Annotated in this window: 11 protein-coding genes, 9 tRNA genes and 2 riboswitches (1 of these 22 cut by a window edge); all 20 genes read left to right on the top strand. The window is 52.5% G+C overall.

What is annotated here, in order from left to right:
• Nucleotides 1–26 (top strand) — tRNA-Met (locus tag NST23_RS03070) (it extends 51 nt beyond the left edge of the window).
• Nucleotides 27–72: 46 nt separating this feature from the next.
• A tRNA-Asp gene (locus NST23_RS03075) sits at nt 73–149 on the top strand.
• A 40-nt stretch (nt 150–189) separates the two neighbouring features.
• Nucleotides 190–265: transfer RNA gene (locus tag NST23_RS03080), tRNA-Phe, on the top strand.
• Nucleotides 266–280: 15 nt separating this feature from the next.
• Nucleotides 281–356: transfer RNA gene (locus tag NST23_RS03085), tRNA-Thr, on the top strand.
• Between the two features lie 4 nt (nt 357–360).
• A tRNA-Gln gene (locus NST23_RS03090) sits at nt 361–435 on the top strand.
• Between the two features lie 5 nt (nt 436–440).
• Nucleotides 441–516 (top strand) — tRNA-Lys (locus NST23_RS03095).
• A gap of 63 nt (nt 517–579) precedes the next feature.
• A tRNA-Leu gene (locus tag NST23_RS03100) sits at nt 580–658 on the top strand.
• A gap of 51 nt (nt 659–709) precedes the next feature.
• Nucleotides 710–785: transfer RNA gene (locus NST23_RS03105), tRNA-Gly, on the top strand.
• Nucleotides 786–967: 182 nt separating this feature from the next.
• Nucleotides 968–1044: transfer RNA gene (locus NST23_RS03110), tRNA-Arg, on the top strand.
• 237 nt (nt 1045–1281) lie between these two features.
• The gene (locus tag NST23_RS03115; RefSeq protein ID WP_122965618.1) at nt 1282–2235 is read left to right on the top strand and encodes an AAA family ATPase; all 954 of its coding nucleotides are present in this window, start codon (nt 1282–1284) and stop codon (nt 2233–2235) included.
• 14 nt (nt 2236–2249) lie between these two features.
• Nucleotides 2250–3455: a DUF58 domain-containing protein gene (locus NST23_RS03120; protein ID WP_122965617.1), complete on the top strand. Its 1206-nt coding sequence runs from the start codon at nt 2250–2252 to the stop codon at nt 3453–3455.
• Between the two features lie 4 nt (nt 3456–3459).
• Nucleotides 3460–5694, top strand: a complete 2235-nt coding sequence (locus tag NST23_RS03125; protein ID WP_173597808.1) for a transglutaminase TgpA family protein — start codon at nt 3460–3462, stop codon at nt 5692–5694.
• A gap of 20 nt (nt 5695–5714) precedes the next feature.
• Nucleotides 5715–5817, top strand: a riboswitch (purine riboswitch).
• Nucleotides 5818–6049: 232 nt separating this feature from the next.
• A complete protein-coding gene (guaA, locus tag NST23_RS03130) occupies nt 6050–7588 on the top strand; it encodes a glutamine-hydrolyzing GMP synthase (RefSeq protein ID WP_122965627.1) in 1539 nt (512 codons plus the stop codon).
• Nucleotides 7589–7677: 89 nt separating this feature from the next.
• Nucleotides 7678–7779, top strand: a riboswitch (purine riboswitch).
• A gap of 120 nt (nt 7780–7899) precedes the next feature.
• Nucleotides 7900–9276, top strand: coding sequence for an NCS2 family permease (locus NST23_RS03135; RefSeq protein WP_063229610.1), 1377 nt, complete (start codon nt 7900–7902; stop codon nt 9274–9276).
• 284 nt (nt 9277–9560) lie between these two features.
• Complete coding sequence (locus tag NST23_RS03140; protein WP_280648982.1) at nt 9561–10856, top strand: histidine--tRNA ligase; 1296 nt, start codon at nt 9561–9563, stop codon at nt 10854–10856.
• Between the two features lie 99 nt (nt 10857–10955).
• Nucleotides 10956–12416: a M1 family metallopeptidase gene (locus tag NST23_RS03145; RefSeq protein ID WP_340963079.1), complete on the top strand. Its 1461-nt coding sequence runs from the start codon at nt 10956–10958 to the stop codon at nt 12414–12416.
• Between the two features lie 19 nt (nt 12417–12435).
• Nucleotides 12436–13983 carry a M1 family metallopeptidase gene (locus NST23_RS03150; protein WP_242772869.1) on the top strand — a complete coding sequence of 516 codons (1548 nt, stop codon included), beginning with the start codon at nt 12436–12438 and terminating at the stop codon, nt 13981–13983.
• A gap of 181 nt (nt 13984–14164) precedes the next feature.
• The gene (gene purE, locus NST23_RS03155) at nt 14165–14653 is read left to right on the top strand and encodes a 5-(carboxyamino)imidazole ribonucleotide mutase (protein WP_173597812.1); all 489 of its coding nucleotides are present in this window, start codon (nt 14165–14167) and stop codon (nt 14651–14653) included.
• Entirely contained in the window at nt 14650–15807 is a 1158-nt protein-coding gene (gene purK, locus NST23_RS03160) for a 5-(carboxyamino)imidazole ribonucleotide synthase (RefSeq protein ID WP_122965611.1), read from the top strand. The genes purE and purK overlap by 4 nt, the downstream gene beginning before the upstream one ends.
• Nucleotides 15808–15809: 2 nt before the next feature.
• On the top strand, nt 15810–17105 hold the full coding sequence (gene purB, locus NST23_RS03165; protein WP_063229604.1) for an adenylosuccinate lyase: 1296 nt from the start codon (nt 15810–15812) through the stop codon (nt 17103–17105).
• The last annotated feature ends 378 nt before the right edge of the window (nt 17106–17483 follow it).

Below are 17483 nucleotides of genomic sequence, written 5' to 3' on the forward strand. Positions count from 1 at the left end.
AGGTTCAAATCCTGCTCCCGCAACCAAATTTTCCTTGATGGAATGGAAGTACCCTTGGGTGCAACCAAACATGGAGCTGTGGTGAAGTTGGAGTTCACGCCGGTCTGTCACACCGGAGGTCGCGGGTTCGAGTCCCGTCAGCTCCGCCATTTTTTGAATAAAAGAATGGCATAAGATAAAAATCATTATGGCTCGGTAGCTCAGTCGGTAGAGCAGAGGACTGAAAATCCTCGTGTCGGCGGTTCGATTCCGTCCCGAGCCACCATTAGTAACATATCTTGCCGGTATAGCTCAATTGGTAGAGCACCTGACTTGTAATCAGGGGGTTGTGGGTTCAAGTCCTATTGCCGGCACCACCATTGGGGTATAGCCAAGCGGTAAGGCAACGGACTTTGACTCCGTCATTCCTAGGTTCAAATCCTAGTACCCCAGCCATTTGCGAGCCATTAGCTCAGTTGGTAGAGCATCTGACTTTTAATCAGAGGGTCGAAGGTTCGAGTCCTTCATGGCTCACCAGTTTTTACAATCAAGAGTCGAGTAGCACGATAGAAATATCGATGCGCTTTTCTGTTTTATCTTGCGGGTGTGGCGGAATGGCAGACGCACCAGATTTAGGTTCTGGCGGGAGACCGTGGGGGTTCAAGTCCCTTCACCCGCACCTTATAAGAAAAAGGATTTGCAGCCAGAGCAAACCTTTGTTCATGTACATGCGGACGTAGCTCAATTGGTAGAGCGTCGCCTTGCCAAGGCGAAGGTCGCGGGTTCGAGACCCGTCGTCCGCTCCATAGATGTTCTCGGGTCTCTCACCCGTTCCGGGTTTACCCTTGAAGAGCATTAAAGAAGAGTGTCACGGGCACTTCAGATCTGGCTTGTCGGGTAGCAAATCGACGAAGTGGTGCCAGTAGAAGCGAGACCCGTCGTCCGCTCCATCATTATTCAACCGTTTCAGGTTGACTCTTACAATTAAGTGCCCTTAGCTCAGCTGGATAGAGCGTTTGACTACGAATCAAAAGGTCGGGAGTTCGAATCTCTCAGGGCACGCCATTACTTCATATGAAACCGTAGAGTAGGATCAATTCCTACTCTTTTTTGCATAACCTCGGCTGCATTCTTACAAATTTTAAGTAAGTTTTCCTTGTATCTCCCAATTCCATCTATTACTTTAGAATTACACTGTATTTTCAACATCAACAATACAGGTGATACAAGGGAAAACAGGTGACAACGAGAGTTTGTTACATGCGTGATGGAAGAATAAGATGGAACAGGAGATGTATCAACGTGAACCCAATTAAATTGGACCAAATGCATCCTGCAATTGCTAAACTGATCGATAATATAGAAAAAGTTTTGATTGGAAAACGTTCGGTAATCGAGATGATGGTCGCAGCGATTTTGGCGAATGGGCATGTTCTTTTGGAGGACGTGCCGGGTGTCGGAAAGACGATGCTCGTACGCGCTCTGGCCAAATCGATCGGGGGCGAGTTCAAGCGTATCCAATTCACGCCCGATTTGCTGCCGACCGACGTGACTGGGGTAGCTATCTTCAACCAGCAAACGATGGAGTTTGAATTTCGGCAAGGACCGTTGTTTGCAAACGTGATTTTGGCGGATGAAATCAACCGGACATCGCCAAAGACACAGTCAGCTCTTTTGGAAGCAATGGAAGAGCGCTCAGTCACCGTAGACGGCACAACGTATCGGTTGGCCAACCCGTTTTTTGTGATGGCGACGCAAAACCCGCTGGAATACGAAGGAACGTTTCCACTGCCGGAAGCACAGTTGGACCGTTTTCTGATGCAATTACGCTTGGGATATCCGACTGTAGATGAAGAAATGCGGATGTTGTCGAGATTCTCAGATGTGAATCCGCTCACAGAGCTTGAGCCTGTCTTGTCGGCAGCAGACTTGACGCAGCTCCAGAAAGAAGTTGCTGCGATCAAGGTGTCGGAAGGGGTAAAAGAATACATTGTGCGGCTTTGCCACCGTACACGTGAACACCACCATATTTACCTTGGTGTAAGTCCACGCGGGTCACTTGCCTTGTATAAAGCGGTGCAGGCACTTGCATTTGTACGCGGCAGAGATTACGTTATCCCGGATGATGTCAAAGAACTGGTGCCGTTAGTATTCGCCCATCGGATGATCGTGAAGCCGGAAGCACGTCTGGAAGGAGCAACCGTTGATCGGGTACTGACCGTGATCTTGACCGAAACCCGAGTGCCGGTGAGCTGAGGCGGTGACTGCGAATGAGACAGCAAAGATGGGGTAAGCTCAAAGCGGTCCTGCTTGTGGTGATCACCTATGTTTTCGCCAAATTTCAGGGCGGTTTTTCCAGCTGGTTTCTTTTTTACAGCAGTCTGGTGTTTCTGGTATATGAGGCTCTGGCGTATTTTCTCATGTTCTCTACGCTGGAAGTAGAACGCCACATCGATCGCAACCGTTTGCAGGACGGCGAGGACGTCGTTGTGACGGTTCGTCTGCGCCGGAGAATCCGGTTTCCGCTCGGGTGGCATATGGTTGTGGAGCCGTTGCCGGAGCGTCTCGCAGGCGTGTATGAGCCGCACAGACAGCTGATTTTTCCTTGGTTTAAAAAAGAGATGGAGTTTCGCTACGTCATTCCCAGTCTGCCACGCGGTTTTTACACGCTGGATCAGTGTGTTGTCAGCGGAGGAGATTTTTTCGGATTTTGCGAAAGGCGGAAAGTGTTTTCATTCCCCCAGGAGTTTCTCGTCTATCCACGCTATAAGGAATTGACGCATTGGGCTTTGGGCGATGGCAGCTTCAGCGGGAATGTCCACGTGTCACACAAGCGCTCCGACGACGTCGCTGCGGTAAGGGGCGTACGCGATTATCAGCGCGGTGACCGTCTGAGCCAGATTCATTGGCGTGCATCTGCCAGAGGGACTGGCTTAAAAACAAAGGAATTTGAGCATCAGGCGATGAATCAGGCTGTCTTTTTCCTTGATGTAGAAAAGGAAAGCTACGAGGGCCAGCCAGCCCAGCTTTTCGAAACGGCGGTAAAGCTAAGTGCAAGCCTGATCGCGTATGCCAACCGGAACCAGTATCACTACGGGCTGGTGTACAGGCAAAAGGAACGCATCTCGATTGCTCCGGCGCTGTCCCATGCCCACTTCCTGCGTGTGTTTGATCAGTTGGCGCGAGTCATGCCGCAAGGAAGCGAGTCGTTCGCACGGGTTGTAGGGCGAGAAGCGCTGGAACAGCAACAAGGTGTAACGCTGATTATCGTCACACCGCGAGTAGACAAAGACCTGGTCAATCGACTGATTGCGTTGTCGCAAAAAGGAAGAAGAGTGCAATTGTTCTACGTACATGCGGAAGCCACCATTTCCCAGGAGCGCAGACGAATGCTGCAACTGCTCGGCGGAAGCAAAGTATCGTGTACGTCTATCCACGTCGATGAACAAGAGTGGAAGCGGATAGGAGGTGCTTAGACTCATGAGCGTGTGGAAACGTCCAACGGTATGGCAATGGGTCTCGGCCCTTTTTCTGTTCCTGATGCTAAGAGAGTGGCTATTGCCTTTGCAGGAGCTGACAGATACAGGCATCCTTTGGCCTTTTTATGCGATCGTGGCCGGAGTGCTGATTATCGACGTAGCCATACCGTATCGCTGGATTACAATACCGATCAAAATGCTGGGCCTGCTGTGGCTTTTGCATGCTTCTTTGTTCGACACACCGCTGTTTGCGACGGATTGGCTGGCGGAGTTGTACGGGCAGATAGTTCATGACCTCCCGTTGGCTTTTCAGCAGGATTGGGCAGCGATGTCCATCTTGTCGCGAAATGCCTTGTTTGACCTGATGCTGATCGTTTTGATCACGATGCTGACGTACTTGGTACTGGAGCAGCGGCAAGGCTTATGGTTCGTCTTTTTGACAGAGCTGTATTTGGCTGTCCTTGATACGTTCTTGCCGTATGACGCCAGCGAGGGGATTGTGCGGACGCTCATTTTCGGGTTCTTGCTCCTGGCTGTCAGTCATTTGATGAAGATGACCAACATGGCTACCGTGGCAGAAAAAAGGAGCCGACTTCTCTTCGGTTCTCTGATGGCTTCTCTCCTGATCATTCTCGTGAGCGTAGGCATCGGCTATGCCGCTCCGAAGAAAGCAGCGAGCTGGCCTGATCCGATTGCTTTTCTGATGGGCAACGGGAACGAGACGCCGACAGCGGTCATGAAAAAAGTTGGTTACGACAACAACGACGAGCGGTTGGGCGGACCTTTTCTGCAAGACAATACGCTGGTGTTCATTGCGACAACGAACGAGCGCAGCTATTGGCGCGGCGACTCCAAAGACCTGTATACAGGTGTAGGCTGGGAGAAAGGGGAACGCGATTACACGGCGATTCTCGACCCGCAAAACTACGAGTGGAAAAATGAACTGTTCCACGGGTTCGAAATGAAAAAGGTAGAAGCAACGCTGGAATTTAAAGGACCGCAGCAGTTTGCCACTGTCTTTTATCCGGGGCAATTGAACAAGGTGAGCAATTACGCTCCGCCGAATGCTACTGTCGTGTACGATCAGTTGAACCAACAGCTAGAGGTGCGGGCAGGCAAAATCAACCTGATCCAGCCCAGATCGCAAAATGGCAAAACGGAATACGCTCCTAACACATTGCTGCTCAAGCTCAACCAGTACAAGGTGAATGCAGAGGTTCCGGTTGTCAGCGAAAAGGCAGTGACCGAAGCGGGAACCGACTATCCGGAAGAGATCAAAGAGCGGTACTTGCAGCTTCCGGCAACTTTGCCGCCGCGTGTAAAAGAGCTGGCGAAGTCGATTACGCAAAATGCCAAGACCCCGTACGAAAAAGTCCGGGCGATCGAGAATTACTTGCGATCGAGTGGAAAATATAAGTATGAAACGAAAGATGTGCCTGTAGCTGCGGAGGGTCAAGATTTTGTCGACCATTTTCTCTTTGACAGCATGAGAGGGTACTGCGATCATTTCTCCACCTCCATGGCGGTTATGTTGCGCTCTCTGGACATCCCGACGCGCTGGGTAAAAGGCTTCGCTCCGGGGGAGAGAGTAGGCAGCGACGATCAAAACCGCGACATCATGGAAATTCGCAACAAAGATGCCCACTCGTGGGTAGAGGTGTACTTCCCGGGTCACGGGTGGATTCCTTTTGAAGCGACCAGCACCTTTATCTCGCCAGTGCGATTCAACTACGATTTGCAAACCTCCCAACCGCAATTGCCGATCCCTGTGCCGGATCTGGGCAACCAGACTTCGCCAGACAGAGGAGACGGGCGCTTCAATGAGCTGGAAGAGGGAGATGCCGTCCCTGGGAAAAGCTTTTCGATTCCGTGGCAAGTCAATGCGGGGCTGGTGGTTGTGGCAGCCGTTGCGGGCTTCATGGCTTGGAGGAGGAGAAAAGACATTCAACTATGGTGGCTCCGAAGACAGATTGATCAACATAAAGGAAACAAGTACCAGGATCGTTTCAACTGGTTGCTTCGCGTGATGGAAAGTGTCTACTCACGTCGGCAATCGGGTGAGACTCTCCGGGAGTATGTAGGCAGAATCACGATTCCAGCCGACAAGCGGCAAGACTTGCGTTACTTGACGGAAATGTACGAGCGAACCGTTTACGGCTACAAGGAATTGGAACAAAAGGCACGTTCCGTGGCAGAGCAGCTGATCGAGAGATTGATCCGTCAACTGAAGCCTTGAACAAAGCCGTCCCATCTGCTAGAATGACGATCAATGAGTCTCGTATAATGATCAGGAATACGGCCTGAAAGTTTCTACCGCTGAACCGTAAATTCGGCGACTACGAGGAGAGCACTTCGGATTTCTGTACATGCAACCACACATGTGTACACAAGCTGGGACGCTGCCTCCGTATGAAAGATCGGAGTCACCGTCCCGGTTTTTTTGCAAATATGCGACAATTCGGCTTGTAGACGAGTGAGCATGATGCAGAACCGGGGGAAGCGGAAACTGTTTGACCATGCATCAAGCGAGGAGGTCGGCAAAATTGCAGCCGACACTCACGTCCTGTGCGTAACAGGAGAAGGGGGATATGATGGACAAGTCATTGGAAATGGTCGTCGTACTCGATTTCGGAGGCCAGTACAATCAATTGATCGCGCGACGCGTTCGCGATCTCGGTGTCTACAGCGAGCTGATGCCGTTCAATACGCCTGTAGAAAAAATCAAGGCAATGCAACCAAAAGGGATTATTTTCTCCGGCGGACCTGCGAGCGTGTACGAAGAGGGAGCGCCTAAAGTAGATCCGGCGATTTTTGATCTGGGCTTGCCAATCCTGGGTATTTGCTACGGCATGCAGCTGATGAGCCACATGCTGGAAGGAAAAGTAGAGCGAGCTGGCAAACGCGAGTACGGAAAAGCGGAGCTGCGTTTGCAAAATGCCCACAGCCTGTACGAAAAATGGGATGCGAATGAAATCGTCTGGATGAGCCACACCGATAAAGTAGTAGAGCTTCCGACTGGTTTTAGCGTAGATGCTGTGAGCGACAGCTGCCCGGTAGCGGCGATCAGCAACCCTGAGCGCAAGCTGTACGGCGTGCAATTCCACCCAGAAGTTCGTCATACCGTAAAAGGAAGCGAGTTCATCGGCAACTTCCTGTTTAACGTGTGCGGTTGCGAGCCTACCTGGAGCATGACGACTTTCATCGAGGACGAGCTGGTTCGCATCCGTGAAACCGTAGGCAACAAGCAAGTTCTGTGTGCCTTGAGCGGCGGCGTTGACTCTTCCGTCGTAGCAGCGTTGATCCACAGAGCGATTGGCGATCAATTGACTTGCATGTTCGTAGACCACGGCCTTCTGCGCAAAGGGGAAGCGGAAAGCGTCATGGAGACATTCGGTGAGAAATTCTCCATGAAAGTGATCAAGATTGACGCTCGCGAGCGTTTCCTGAGCAAGCTGAAAGGCGTTTCCGATCCTGAGCAAAAGCGCAAAATCATCGGCAACGAGTTCATTTACGTATTCGATGAAGAAGCAGGCAAACTGACAGACATGGACTTCCTGGCGCAAGGTACACTGTACACGGACATCGTGGAAAGCGGAACGGCGACAGCGCAAACGATCAAATCCCACCACAACGTGGGCGGCTTGCCGGAAGACATGAAGTTCGAACTGATCGAGCCTTTGAAAACATTGTTCAAGGACGAGGTTCGCAAATTGGGTACAGAGCTTGGCTTGCCGGATGAAATCGTTTGGCGTCAACCGTTCCCAGGTCCGGGACTCGGCATTCGCGTTTTGGGCGAAGTGACAGAGGAAAAACTGGAGATCGTTCGTGAATCCGACGCGATTCTTCGCGAAGAGATTGCCAAAGCAGGTTTGGATCGGGACATTTGGCAATACTTCACAGCTCTGCCGAACATGACGACAGTGGGCGTAATGGGCGATGTACGCACTTATTCCTACACAGTAGGCATTCGTGCCGTTACTTCCATCGACGGCATGACAGCTGACTGGGCACGCATTCCGTGGGATGTTCTGGAGAAAATCTCCACGCGGATCGTCAATGAAGTCGACAACGTAAACCGCATCGTGTACGATGTCACTTCCAAACCACCAGCAACGATTGAGTGGGAATAAAATAAATCCGGATGTTCACCTTATTTCAAAAATGAACGTTCGTATTTTCGTTGACATTCGATATGTCACCTGATACACTTCTCAATGTGAACAGGTAATATAGGAAGGTTCGTATATTCTTGAGAATATGGCTCAAGAGTTTCTACGGGGTCGCCATTAACGACCTGGCTACGAACAAAATGTCGACGGGATGCGAGTTTGTTATTATTTTTGAAATTGTTCCCGGAGTGTTTTGTGAAGAGGCCAGGCGCATACTAATAGCGTCCGGGCCTTTTTTCATTGCCACTACCATAAGCATGGGGGGACTTACGGTGCGGAAGTACTTTGAGTTTGACAAACTGGGCACCAATTACCGCCGCGAAACAATCGCGGGCATCACTACTTTTTTGGCCATGGCGTACATTCTGGCTGTCAATCCGTTCATTCTCAGCGGTGCAGACTTGCCGCCGGATCTGAAAGCAAACTACCCTGAGTTCGGCGCTGTATTCACGGCGACAGCTCTGGCAGCAGCGATCGGAACGCTGCTCATGGGGATTCTTGGACGTTTGCCGATCGGGCAAGCACCAGGGATGGGACTGAATGCGTTCTTTACTTACACCGTCGTGTTGACGATGCACATTCCTTGGCAGCAAGCATTGGCTGGGGTATTTGTCTCTTGTACGATCTTTTTGATTCTGTCCTTGACTGGCGTTCGGGAAGCGATCATCAAAGCGATTCCAAAAGGGTTGAAATATGCGGTTTCTGCGGGGATTGGGCTGTTTATCGCATTTATCGGTTTGAAAAACGCAGGCATTGTGGTTGCAAATGACGCGACGTTTGTCGCTTTGGGTCATTTGACCTTTTACCATGAAGGAATGAAGCCAGAAGACGTATTGGCTGCGAAAAATGCCTTGCTGGCAATCTTCGGTCTGATTGTTACGGTCGTTCTGCTTTCGCGAAAAGTGAACTCCGGTATTTTCATCGGGATGGTGGTCACAGCTGTAGTCGGGATGATCTTCGGTCTGGTCAGCCTGCCAGAGCAGGTTGTATCTGCACCGCCGAGCCTGGCGCCGACATTCGGTGCGGCGTTCCAATACCTCGGTGATCCATCTGCTTTGTTTACAGTGAACATGCTGATCGTTGTTCTTACGTTCTTGTTCGTTGACTTCTTCGATGCAACAGGTACTTTGCTCGGCGTAGCCAGCCAAGCTGGATTGTTGAAAGAAGACGGAAACTTGCCGCGTCCTGGCAAAGCGCTCGCTTCTGATGCGATTGCCGGTATGGCGGGTGCGGTACTCGGTACTTCGACGACTACTGCTTATGTCGAGTCCACGGCAGGGGTAGCAGCAGGCGGCCGTTCCGGTTTTACTGCTATCGTTACAGGCGTGTTGTTCTTGTTGGCTCTGTTCTTCTCGCCGCTGCTCGCGATTGTGACCCCGGCTGTTACCGCCCCGGCGCTGATTATCGTCGGTGTGCTGATGGCTTCGCATATCGCCCATGTGGCTTGGAACGATCTGGACGAAGCGTTCCCGGCGTTCCTGACGATCTTGTTGATGCCGCTGACTTACAGTATCGCAACAGGGATTGCGACTGGCTTCATCGTTTATCCAGTGATGAAGTTGCTGAAAGGCAAAGGGCGTGAAGTGCATCCGGCGATGTACGTTCTGTTCTTCGTGTTCCTGGCCTACTTCATCTGGTTGCGCGAATAGGATATTTTGGAAAATGGCTTCTCGTCTACTGGACGGGGAGCTTTTTTTGCGCTATGATAGGAAAAATCTTTTGATGTGGAGGGACCTCTGTCATGTTTAGCCAAATGTCGTTCCTTCAACAGCATCACCACGGCTAGAGCGTTTGTATCTTCGGAAATGTTTCCGCAGGTGCAAGCGCTTCTTGTGCTTTGTGCCTGCGGTGGTGATTTTTTTGTAGCCATGCGGGCATGAAGTTGCCTCGCATGGCTATTTTTGTTGGTTCGAAAACAGAAAGGATGAGGGACATGGAAAACAGCGTTTTGAAAAGCGTGAAAGGAACAAAAGACTTTTTGCCAAAAGAGCAGGCGCAGCGCAACTGGATACGGCGCACGCTGGAGGCGGTGTTCGAGGCGTACGGCTGCAAGCCGCTGGAGACTCCGACATTGCAATACTATGAGCTGCTCGCATCCAAATACGGCGGCGGGGACGAGATTTTGAAAGAAGTTTATCGGCTGAGTGACCAAGGGGAGCGGGAACTCGCCTTGCGCTACGATTTGACGGTTCCTTTGGCAAAAGTCGTCGGGATGAACCCGGAGATGAGATTGCCCTTCAAGCGCTATGAGATCGGCAAAGTGTTTCGCGACGGTCCGGTGAAGACTGGACGGCTGCGGGAGTTTATCCAGTGCGACGTCGATATCGTCGGTACGTCCTCGATGCTTGCCGAGGCAGAGCTGATCAGCATGGCGTTTGCGGCATTCGCCAAGCTTGGGCTGGACGTGTACATCGAGGTAAACAATCGCAAGCTGTTGTCGGGCGTGTTGCAGGAGCTGGGGGTACCGGCAGAACGGGCGGGAGATGTGATGCTGTCGCTCGACAAGCTGGAGAAAATCGGCGTGGAAGGGGTACGCGACGATTTGCGGGAGCGCCAGGTGGAGGAGCCGCTTGTTGCAGCGATCACGGCTTTTTTGCAAAAGGGTGCGCTGACTTTGGACGCTTTGGCGAAGCAGTTTTCCTCTGATACTTTCCAGCAGGGCGTACAGGAGCTGCAAGAGCTGTTTGACTACTTGCAAGGAGCAGGCGTCTCTGGCGAGGTGCGCTTTTCGCCGTTTTTGGCCCGCGGCTTGGGGATTTACACGGGTACGGTCTACGAGATTTTTTTGCAGGATCGAAGCATTGCCTCAAGCATCGGGAGTGGCGGCAGGTTCGATGAGATTATTGGGCGGTTTTTAGGCGATGGGCGAGCATATCCGGCGGTGGGCATCTCGTTTGGGCTTGATGTGATTCTGGCGGCGCTCTCCATGCGGGAGGCAAGCGAGCGGGCAGCCGCTGACGTTTTGGTCATCCCGCTCGGCACCGAGACGCTTAGCCTTGGGCTAGCGAATCGCCTGCGTGCGAGCGGTCTCCGGGTCGAGCTGGAGCTTGCGGGCAGGAAGCTGAAGAAAGCGCTGGACTACGCAAACAAGGAAGGGATAGCCTACGCGCTGATTTACGGCGAAAATGAAGTGAACAGCGGACAGGTGATCGTGCGGGACATGCGGCAGGGCAGTGAAGAGGCAATAGCACTCGATTCTGTTTCAAGCTGGTTGTCCAGTAGACTGTAAAGGAGATAGCCTTTTTTTGCCACTTTCGTTACGATAAAGAAAAAAGGGGGCGAAGGCATGCGAAAATGGGCCTTTTGGCTAGGATGCAGTTGCTTGGTGATGAACTTGGGATGGCCAGCTAAGGCAAGCGAGGAGCCGCTTTTGCAAAAGCCGTTGTATCAGGCGAATGTCCACATTGATCCAGTGAAAAAAGAAGTGAGCGGAAGCATAGCCATCACCTTTTGGCCGAAAGACCCGAAACATGCCTACCTTCATCTTTATCCGGACGTATTTACGAAACGACAAGATGGAATGCTATGGGAGGAACTTTTAGGCAAGGAACCTGGACTTGGCACGTATGATAGTAACAAGCTCACAGTCGACGGAAAAGCGGTTGCGGGCAAAAAGACTGGGCATATTTTGGAGATACCGCTTGCAGCAGAAGGAAAACCGATAAACGAGACAGGCCCGCACAAAATCGAGCTGGATTTTGCGATGAAGCTTCCTCACAACGACGGGAGGATGTCATACGATGAGCACGCGATCTGGCTGGGCAACTGGCTGCCGATTCTCGCCGTGTACGATCAGGGCGGGTGGCGTCTCGATGCGTACGAGCCTGTAGGCGATCCCTTTTACAGCGAGGTCGCAGATTACGAGGTCAACGTCACTTTTCCAGCGGGCTATCAGTGGGCGAGTACGGCACCCGATAAAGCAGCAGAGGTGACTGCGCCGTCAAAAGGAGAAAAAACGGCACGGCTGCGCGTAAAAGATGTGCGCGATTTCGCCCTTGTTGTCATGGATGCGAGCTACCAGAGCACAGAGAGCAAAGCAGGAGATACAGTAGTTCGCACTTGGTGGCGCCAAGGGGATGACGTGCAGCAAGCCAAGCAAAACCATCAGGCGGCTGTTTCGTCACTGGCGTATTTTCATCAAAACTTGGGGGCATATCCGTACACGGAGTACGATGTGATTCGGACAGGCGGGGCGATCAACGGGATGGAGTACCCGGCTTTGGTGTTTCTGGACGGGCGGCATTTTCTGGCGAATGCAGAGTACGCGATCGATACGGTGGTGCATGAGACGGCCCACCAATGGTTTTACGGATTGGTCGGCAACGATCAGCTTCGCGAGGCGTGGCTGGACGAAGGCTTTACTGAATATGCAACGATCGCCTTCCTGACGGAACAGTATCCGCTACACGGTGCTGAGCGCGTGCGCAGGCGGCTTGCCAACGGGACGTTTGTGCCACTTTACGTAAAAGAACATCAGCGGCCGTGGCAGGCTCTCACCGAGTTTCCTGCCAATCAATACTATAGCGACCTCGTTTACTCCAGGACAACCTCCATGCTGTGGCTGTTGCGGGGAGCTTGGGGGGAAGAGCGGCTGTATGATGTTTTGAGACAGTATGTGGCGACTTACCGTTACCAGCTTGTCAGCGGCGAGCAATGGAACGCGTTTTTGACAAAAGCGGCTGGCGAGGACGCGAGCGCATTTTTGGACTATTGGATGAATCTGGACATGTCCCAGCAGGAACAGGCAGCGGCTTGGCTGGAACGACAACGCGAAAAGCAGCAAAAGTAAGCGAAGGCAGGGGAGTGCCATGTGGCGCAAGCATTGGGTGGTCGGCATGGTAGTAGGGATTGCTCTGGCAGTGTGCTTGTGGAGCAGCCCGTGGGCGGGACAAGCCGGGGCAGATGTGACAGTGATCGCCAACCCGGAGCAGAAGCCGGCAGCTGTCACGTACAGCGCAGAGGTGTGGCTGGATATGAACGAGCGAGTCGTAAAAGGAACGTTGACGACCCGCTTTGTACCACAGGATGACAAAGCCTTTTTCCATCTGTATCCGAATGCTTTCGCTACAGAGGCGGATCTTCGCTCAGAAAACTGGGAGCAAGTGCTGGGCAAACAAAGAGAGCCGGGCGGCATTGCGATCTCGGCTGTCAAAGTAAACGGACGCCAAGCTGATGTTCGCTATGAAGGAAAAACGAACACGCTTTTGCGCGTGCCGCTCCCACAGCTTCCGCCGAACAAGGCAAAAGCCGAAACGGTTGTGGAGATGAGCTTCCGCCTGCAAGTGCCGTATAACAACGGGCGGCTGTCTTACCACGATCATGCCATGTGGCTCGGCAATTGGCTGCCGATTCTCGCCGTCAAGGACAGCGGCGGCTGGCGACTCGATCCGTACACAGCGATCGGCGACCCGTTTTACAGCGAGGTGGCGAACTATCATCTGCGCGTTCATTTGCCGGAAGGGTATCAGCTTGCTACGACGGGGCTGGAAAGTGTCGCTGTCGTCACGCAAACAAGGCCGCAGCGCCAAAGTATATACGAGCTGGATGCCTGGAACGTTCGTGATTTTGCCATGGTCGTGATGGATGACACGTATCAGGCGATGTCCGGCAAGGTGGGGGAAACTGTCGTTCGGACCTGGTCGCAGCAAGGCGATGATGCGGCAGTCGTGAACAGCTTGCACCAGACGGCGATGGAATCGCTCGACTACTATGGAAAACAGTTTGGCACGTACCCCTACAAGGAATACGATGTCGTCAAGACGGGCGGCTTTTTTGGGGGAATGGAGTATCCGAGTCTCGTCTTTATTGAAGAGGAATTTTTCAACACAGCGAATAGCATGGGAGCGGCTGTGGTTGCGCACGAAACCGCCCATCAATGGTTTTACGGCATCGTCGGCAACGATGAAGTGCGGGAGGCGTGGCTCGATGAAAGCTTGACCGACTACGCCACGATGGCGTTTTTGCAGGAAAAGGATGCCAAGCGCGCGCAGGCGTACATGCGGATGAGGCAAGGCCAGTCGCGAGCGGCGGAAGCGTATGCGAAGCAAGGAATTGACGCCGAGACGAGTGTGACGGCCTTCCCGGACTGGAAAAGCTACAATGAGCTGGTCTACGGACGCTCAGGCGTCATGTGGTGGACTTTGCGGGATGCTTGGGGAGCCGAACGGCTGAATCAGCTATTGCGCCAGTACGTGAGTGAGCACCAGTACGGGCTTGCGAATGGAGCAGCGATCAAGGAACTGGTATCGGCGGCAAGCGGAGCGGATGCCACACCGTTTTTTGATTACTGGCTTCATCTCAAGCTGGAGCTTGCGGAAGCAGCGAACGGCTGGTTGGAAAAGGTTAAACACGAATGATGGAATCAAACCTAATTTAAAATGTTCGGAAGCGTGGTTGACAGGCAAACTTTCTCCCTGCTACACTGTGTATGTTGATAGCAAACGAGTACGAATAGCCCAGGCGATGAGTACGGCGCAAAAAGCCGTTAGTCGGTTGGGTTTTCTTCTGATGATACAAAACGTAGGGGGCGAATGGTTCATGCTACAGCCGTTGGTAGGCGTCATTATGGGCAGTACGTCAGACTGGGAAACGATGAAGGAAGCATGCGCAATTCTCGATGAATTGCAGGTTCCGTACGAAAAGAAGGTCGTCTCTGCACACAGAACGCCTGACCTGATGTTTTCGTATGCCGAGAGTGCAAAAAGCCGCGGGCTGGAAGTCATCATCGCGGGAGCGGGTGGCGCAGCCCATTTGCCGGGCATGGTGGCTGCCAAGACTGAACTGCCAGTAATCGGTGTACCTGTGAAGTCTTCCAATCTGAACGGACTGGATTCGCTTTTGTCCATCGTGCAAATGCCAGGCGGCGTGCCAGTCGCCACAGTCGCAATCGGCAAAGCGGGCGCGATCAATGCAGGGCTGCTCGCTGCGCAGATTTTGGGGATCAAATACCCTGAGGTGCAAGAGCGCTTTGTGGCAAGACGTGATGAAGTGCGCAATAAAGTGTTGGAGGCTGGCGAACTGGAATGACGACCAAACAGAGCAAGCAAATCAAACCAGGATCGACTCTCGGAATACTCGGCGGCGGACAGCTCGGCCGAATGATCGCTCTCGCTGGACGAGCTATGGGTTATCGCTTTGTGACGATGGACCCGACCGTCGACGCTCCGTGCGGACAAACGGCGGATCGGCAAATTGTCGCCAGCTACGATGACGTGGAAGCGGCGATGCAGCTTGCTTCTGTCAGCGACGTGATTTCCTACGAATTTGAAAATGTGGATGCACAGGTAGCAGAGGTGTTGGAAAGCCATGCGTACGTGCCGCAGGGCAGCCGCCTTTTGCGCATCACACAAAACCGGATTTCCGAAAAGACGGCGATTCGCGAAATCGGCATTCCGGTCGCACCTTTTCGCGTAGTCGGCAGTTTGCAAGATTTGCAGGGAGCCGTAGCCGAACTGGGGTTGCCTGCGGTCATGAAGACAGCGACCGGGGGCTATGACGGCAAAGGCCAGTGGGTCTTGCGCAGCGAGGACGAGCTTGCGGAGGCGTACGAGACACTCTCCAAGGCAGGAACAGAGCTGATCGTGGAACAGTTCGTGCCTTTTCAGATGGAGTTGTCGGTCATTGCAGCGCGAAATCCAGACGGAGAGTTGGCTGTATTCCCGACGTCGGAAAATATTCACCAGGAAAACATCTTGCACCTGAGCATCGTGCCGGCGCGTGTCGCACCGGAAGTAAAAGCACGCGCAGAAGAAATCGCCCGCACGATTGTCGAGAAGCTTGATGTAGTCGGGCTGATCGCTGTGGAAATGTTTTTGACCACAGACGGGCAACTGTACGTCAATGAACTGGCGCCACGTCCGCACAATTCCGGCCATTACACGATGGATGCTTGTGTGACTTCGCAATTTGAACAACACGTCCGGGCTGTTTGCAACTTGCCGTTAGGCTCGACAGAGTTGCTCTCTCCCGTCGTGATGGTTAATATTTTGGGAGAGCATCTTCAGCCTGTCATCGATCAAATCGACAAGCTGCCGCGCACGGCCAAGCTGCATCTGTACGGAAAAGCCGAGAGCAAGGCGAAGCGGAAAATGGGGCATATCAACGTGCTCGCCCCCACTGTGGAAGAAGCGCTCACCCACATTGATGAGTTGAAAATCTGGACGAATCCATCGGAGGTATAATCATGATCGAACGTTATTCTCGCCCGGAAATGCGTGCCATTTGGACGGAAGAAAACAAGTTCAAGGCTTGGCTGGAAGTAGAAATTCTCGCATGTGAAGCTTGGTCCAAGCTGGGAATCATCCCGGAAGAGGACGTGAAAAAGCTGTGGGACAAGGCCAGCTTTGACATTAACCGCATCTATGAGATCGAGGAAGAGACACGCCATGACGTAGTGGCGTTTACCCGTGCGGTTTCGGAAACATTGGGCGAAGAGAAGAAGTGGGTACACTACGGCTTGACCTCTACTGACGTGGTGGATACTGCGTTGTCCTACTTGCTGCGTCAGGCGAACGAAATTTTGGAAAAAGATATCGAAGACTTCATTGCGATTTTGGCTGACAAAGCTCGCGAGCACAAAGACACGGTTTGCATGGGCAGAACGCATGGCGTGCACGCCGAGCCTACCACTTTCGGCTTGAAGCTGGCGCTGTGGCATGAAGAAATGAAGCGCAACCTGGCGCGTTTCCAGGCGGCGAGAAAAGAAGTGGCGTACGGCAAAATTTCCGGTGCAGTAGGCACGTATGCGAACATCGACCCGTTCGTGGAAGCATACGTATGCGAAAAGCTTGGTCTGTCTCCGGCTCCGATTTCTACCCAAACATTGCAGCGCGACCGTCATGCCGAATATATGGCGACATTGGCTCTGATCGCAACTTCGCTGGAGAAGTTCGCAACAGAGATCCGCGGTCTGCAAAAGAGCGAAATGCGCGAAGTGGAAGAAGCGTTTGCCAAAGGTCAAAAAGGCTCTTCCGCCATGCCGCACAAGCGCAACCCGATCGGCAGCGAAAACATTTGCGGTCTTGCGCGCGTCATCCGCGGTCACATGCTCACTTCTTACGAAAACGTGTCGCTCTGGCATGAGCGGGATATTTCCCACTCTTCCGCAGAGCGCGTGATTTTGCCAGACGCGACCCAAGCGCTGAACTACATGCTGCGCCGTTTCATGAACATCGTGAAAAACTTGACGGTATTCCCGGAGAACATGAAGCGCAACATGGATCGCACATTCGGATTGATCTACTCCCAGCAAGTCATGCTCAAGCTGATCGAAAAAGGCATGAGCCGCGAGCAAGCGTACGATACGGTGCAGCCGCGCGCGATGCAAGCCTGGGAAGAACAGCGCTCTTTCCGCGCCATCGTGGAAGAAGACGCAACGGTCAGCTCCACACTGACCAAAGAAGAGCTGGATGAATGCTTCGACTATCGCTACCATTTGAAGCATGTGGATACGATTTTCCAGCGTCTTGGCTTGCTGTAAGGTTTGAATATGCTTGTAAGGAACGCTCCCGAGTGATTCGGGGGCGTTTTTTTTGCGGAAGAACATCCCTTTTTACGTGGAAATCATGTATGAGGAGGATTTTTCAATATATTTTGATGTAAAACGCTGAGCGGAAAAAAGCGAGTGTGGGACAGAGTGGAGTTCGTCCGTTTCGCCAAAGCTTACTTCCCTGTTACCGAAAATTATTTTGCAAGTTGGCTCAGGCTGTAACCAAACGAGTGGGGCTCTCGTACCTATAAGTGCGAGAGCTTACAAGCAAGCTATAAGTACCTTACAAAAGTGTAAGCTTCTTGAAATATAACTCGATGGTTCCTGCCTCTGATCCGTTTTACAATGAGATCAACTCATACGGATCAC

It is taken from the genome of Brevibacillus sp. FSL K6-0770, assembly GCF_038000275.1.
GTDB classification, from domain to species: domain Bacteria; phylum Bacillota; class Bacilli; order Brevibacillales; family Brevibacillaceae; genus Brevibacillus; species Brevibacillus parabrevis.

Bases quoted from the DNA above. Each gene is read 5' to 3' on its own strand.
- NST23_RS03140 (WP_280648982.1), top strand. From the start codon at position 9,561: ATGGAAAACAGCGTTTTGAAAAGCGTGAAAGGAACAAAAGACTTTTTG.
- purK (WP_122965611.1), top strand. From the start codon at position 14,650: ATGACGACCAAACAGAGCAAGCAAATCAAACCAGGATCGACTCTCGGA.
- NST23_RS03150 (WP_242772869.1), top strand. From the start codon at position 12,436: ATGTGGCGCAAGCATTGGGTGGTCGGCATGGTAGTAGGGATTGCTCTG.
- purE (WP_173597812.1), top strand. From the start codon at position 14,165: ATGCTACAGCCGTTGGTAGGCGTCATTATGGGCAGTACGTCAGACTGG.
- NST23_RS03120 (WP_122965617.1), top strand. From the start codon at position 2,250: ATGAGACAGCAAAGATGGGGTAAGCTCAAAGCGGTCCTGCTTGTGGTG.
- NST23_RS03125 (WP_173597808.1), top strand. From the start codon at position 3,460: ATGAGCGTGTGGAAACGTCCAACGGTATGGCAATGGGTCTCGGCCCTT.
- NST23_RS03145 (WP_340963079.1), top strand. From the start codon at position 10,956: ATGAACTTGGGATGGCCAGCTAAGGCAAGCGAGGAGCCGCTTTTGCAA.
- guaA (WP_122965627.1), top strand. From the start codon at position 6,050: ATGGACAAGTCATTGGAAATGGTCGTCGTACTCGATTTCGGAGGCCAG.
- purB (WP_063229604.1), top strand. From the start codon at position 15,810: ATGATCGAACGTTATTCTCGCCCGGAAATGCGTGCCATTTGGACGGAA.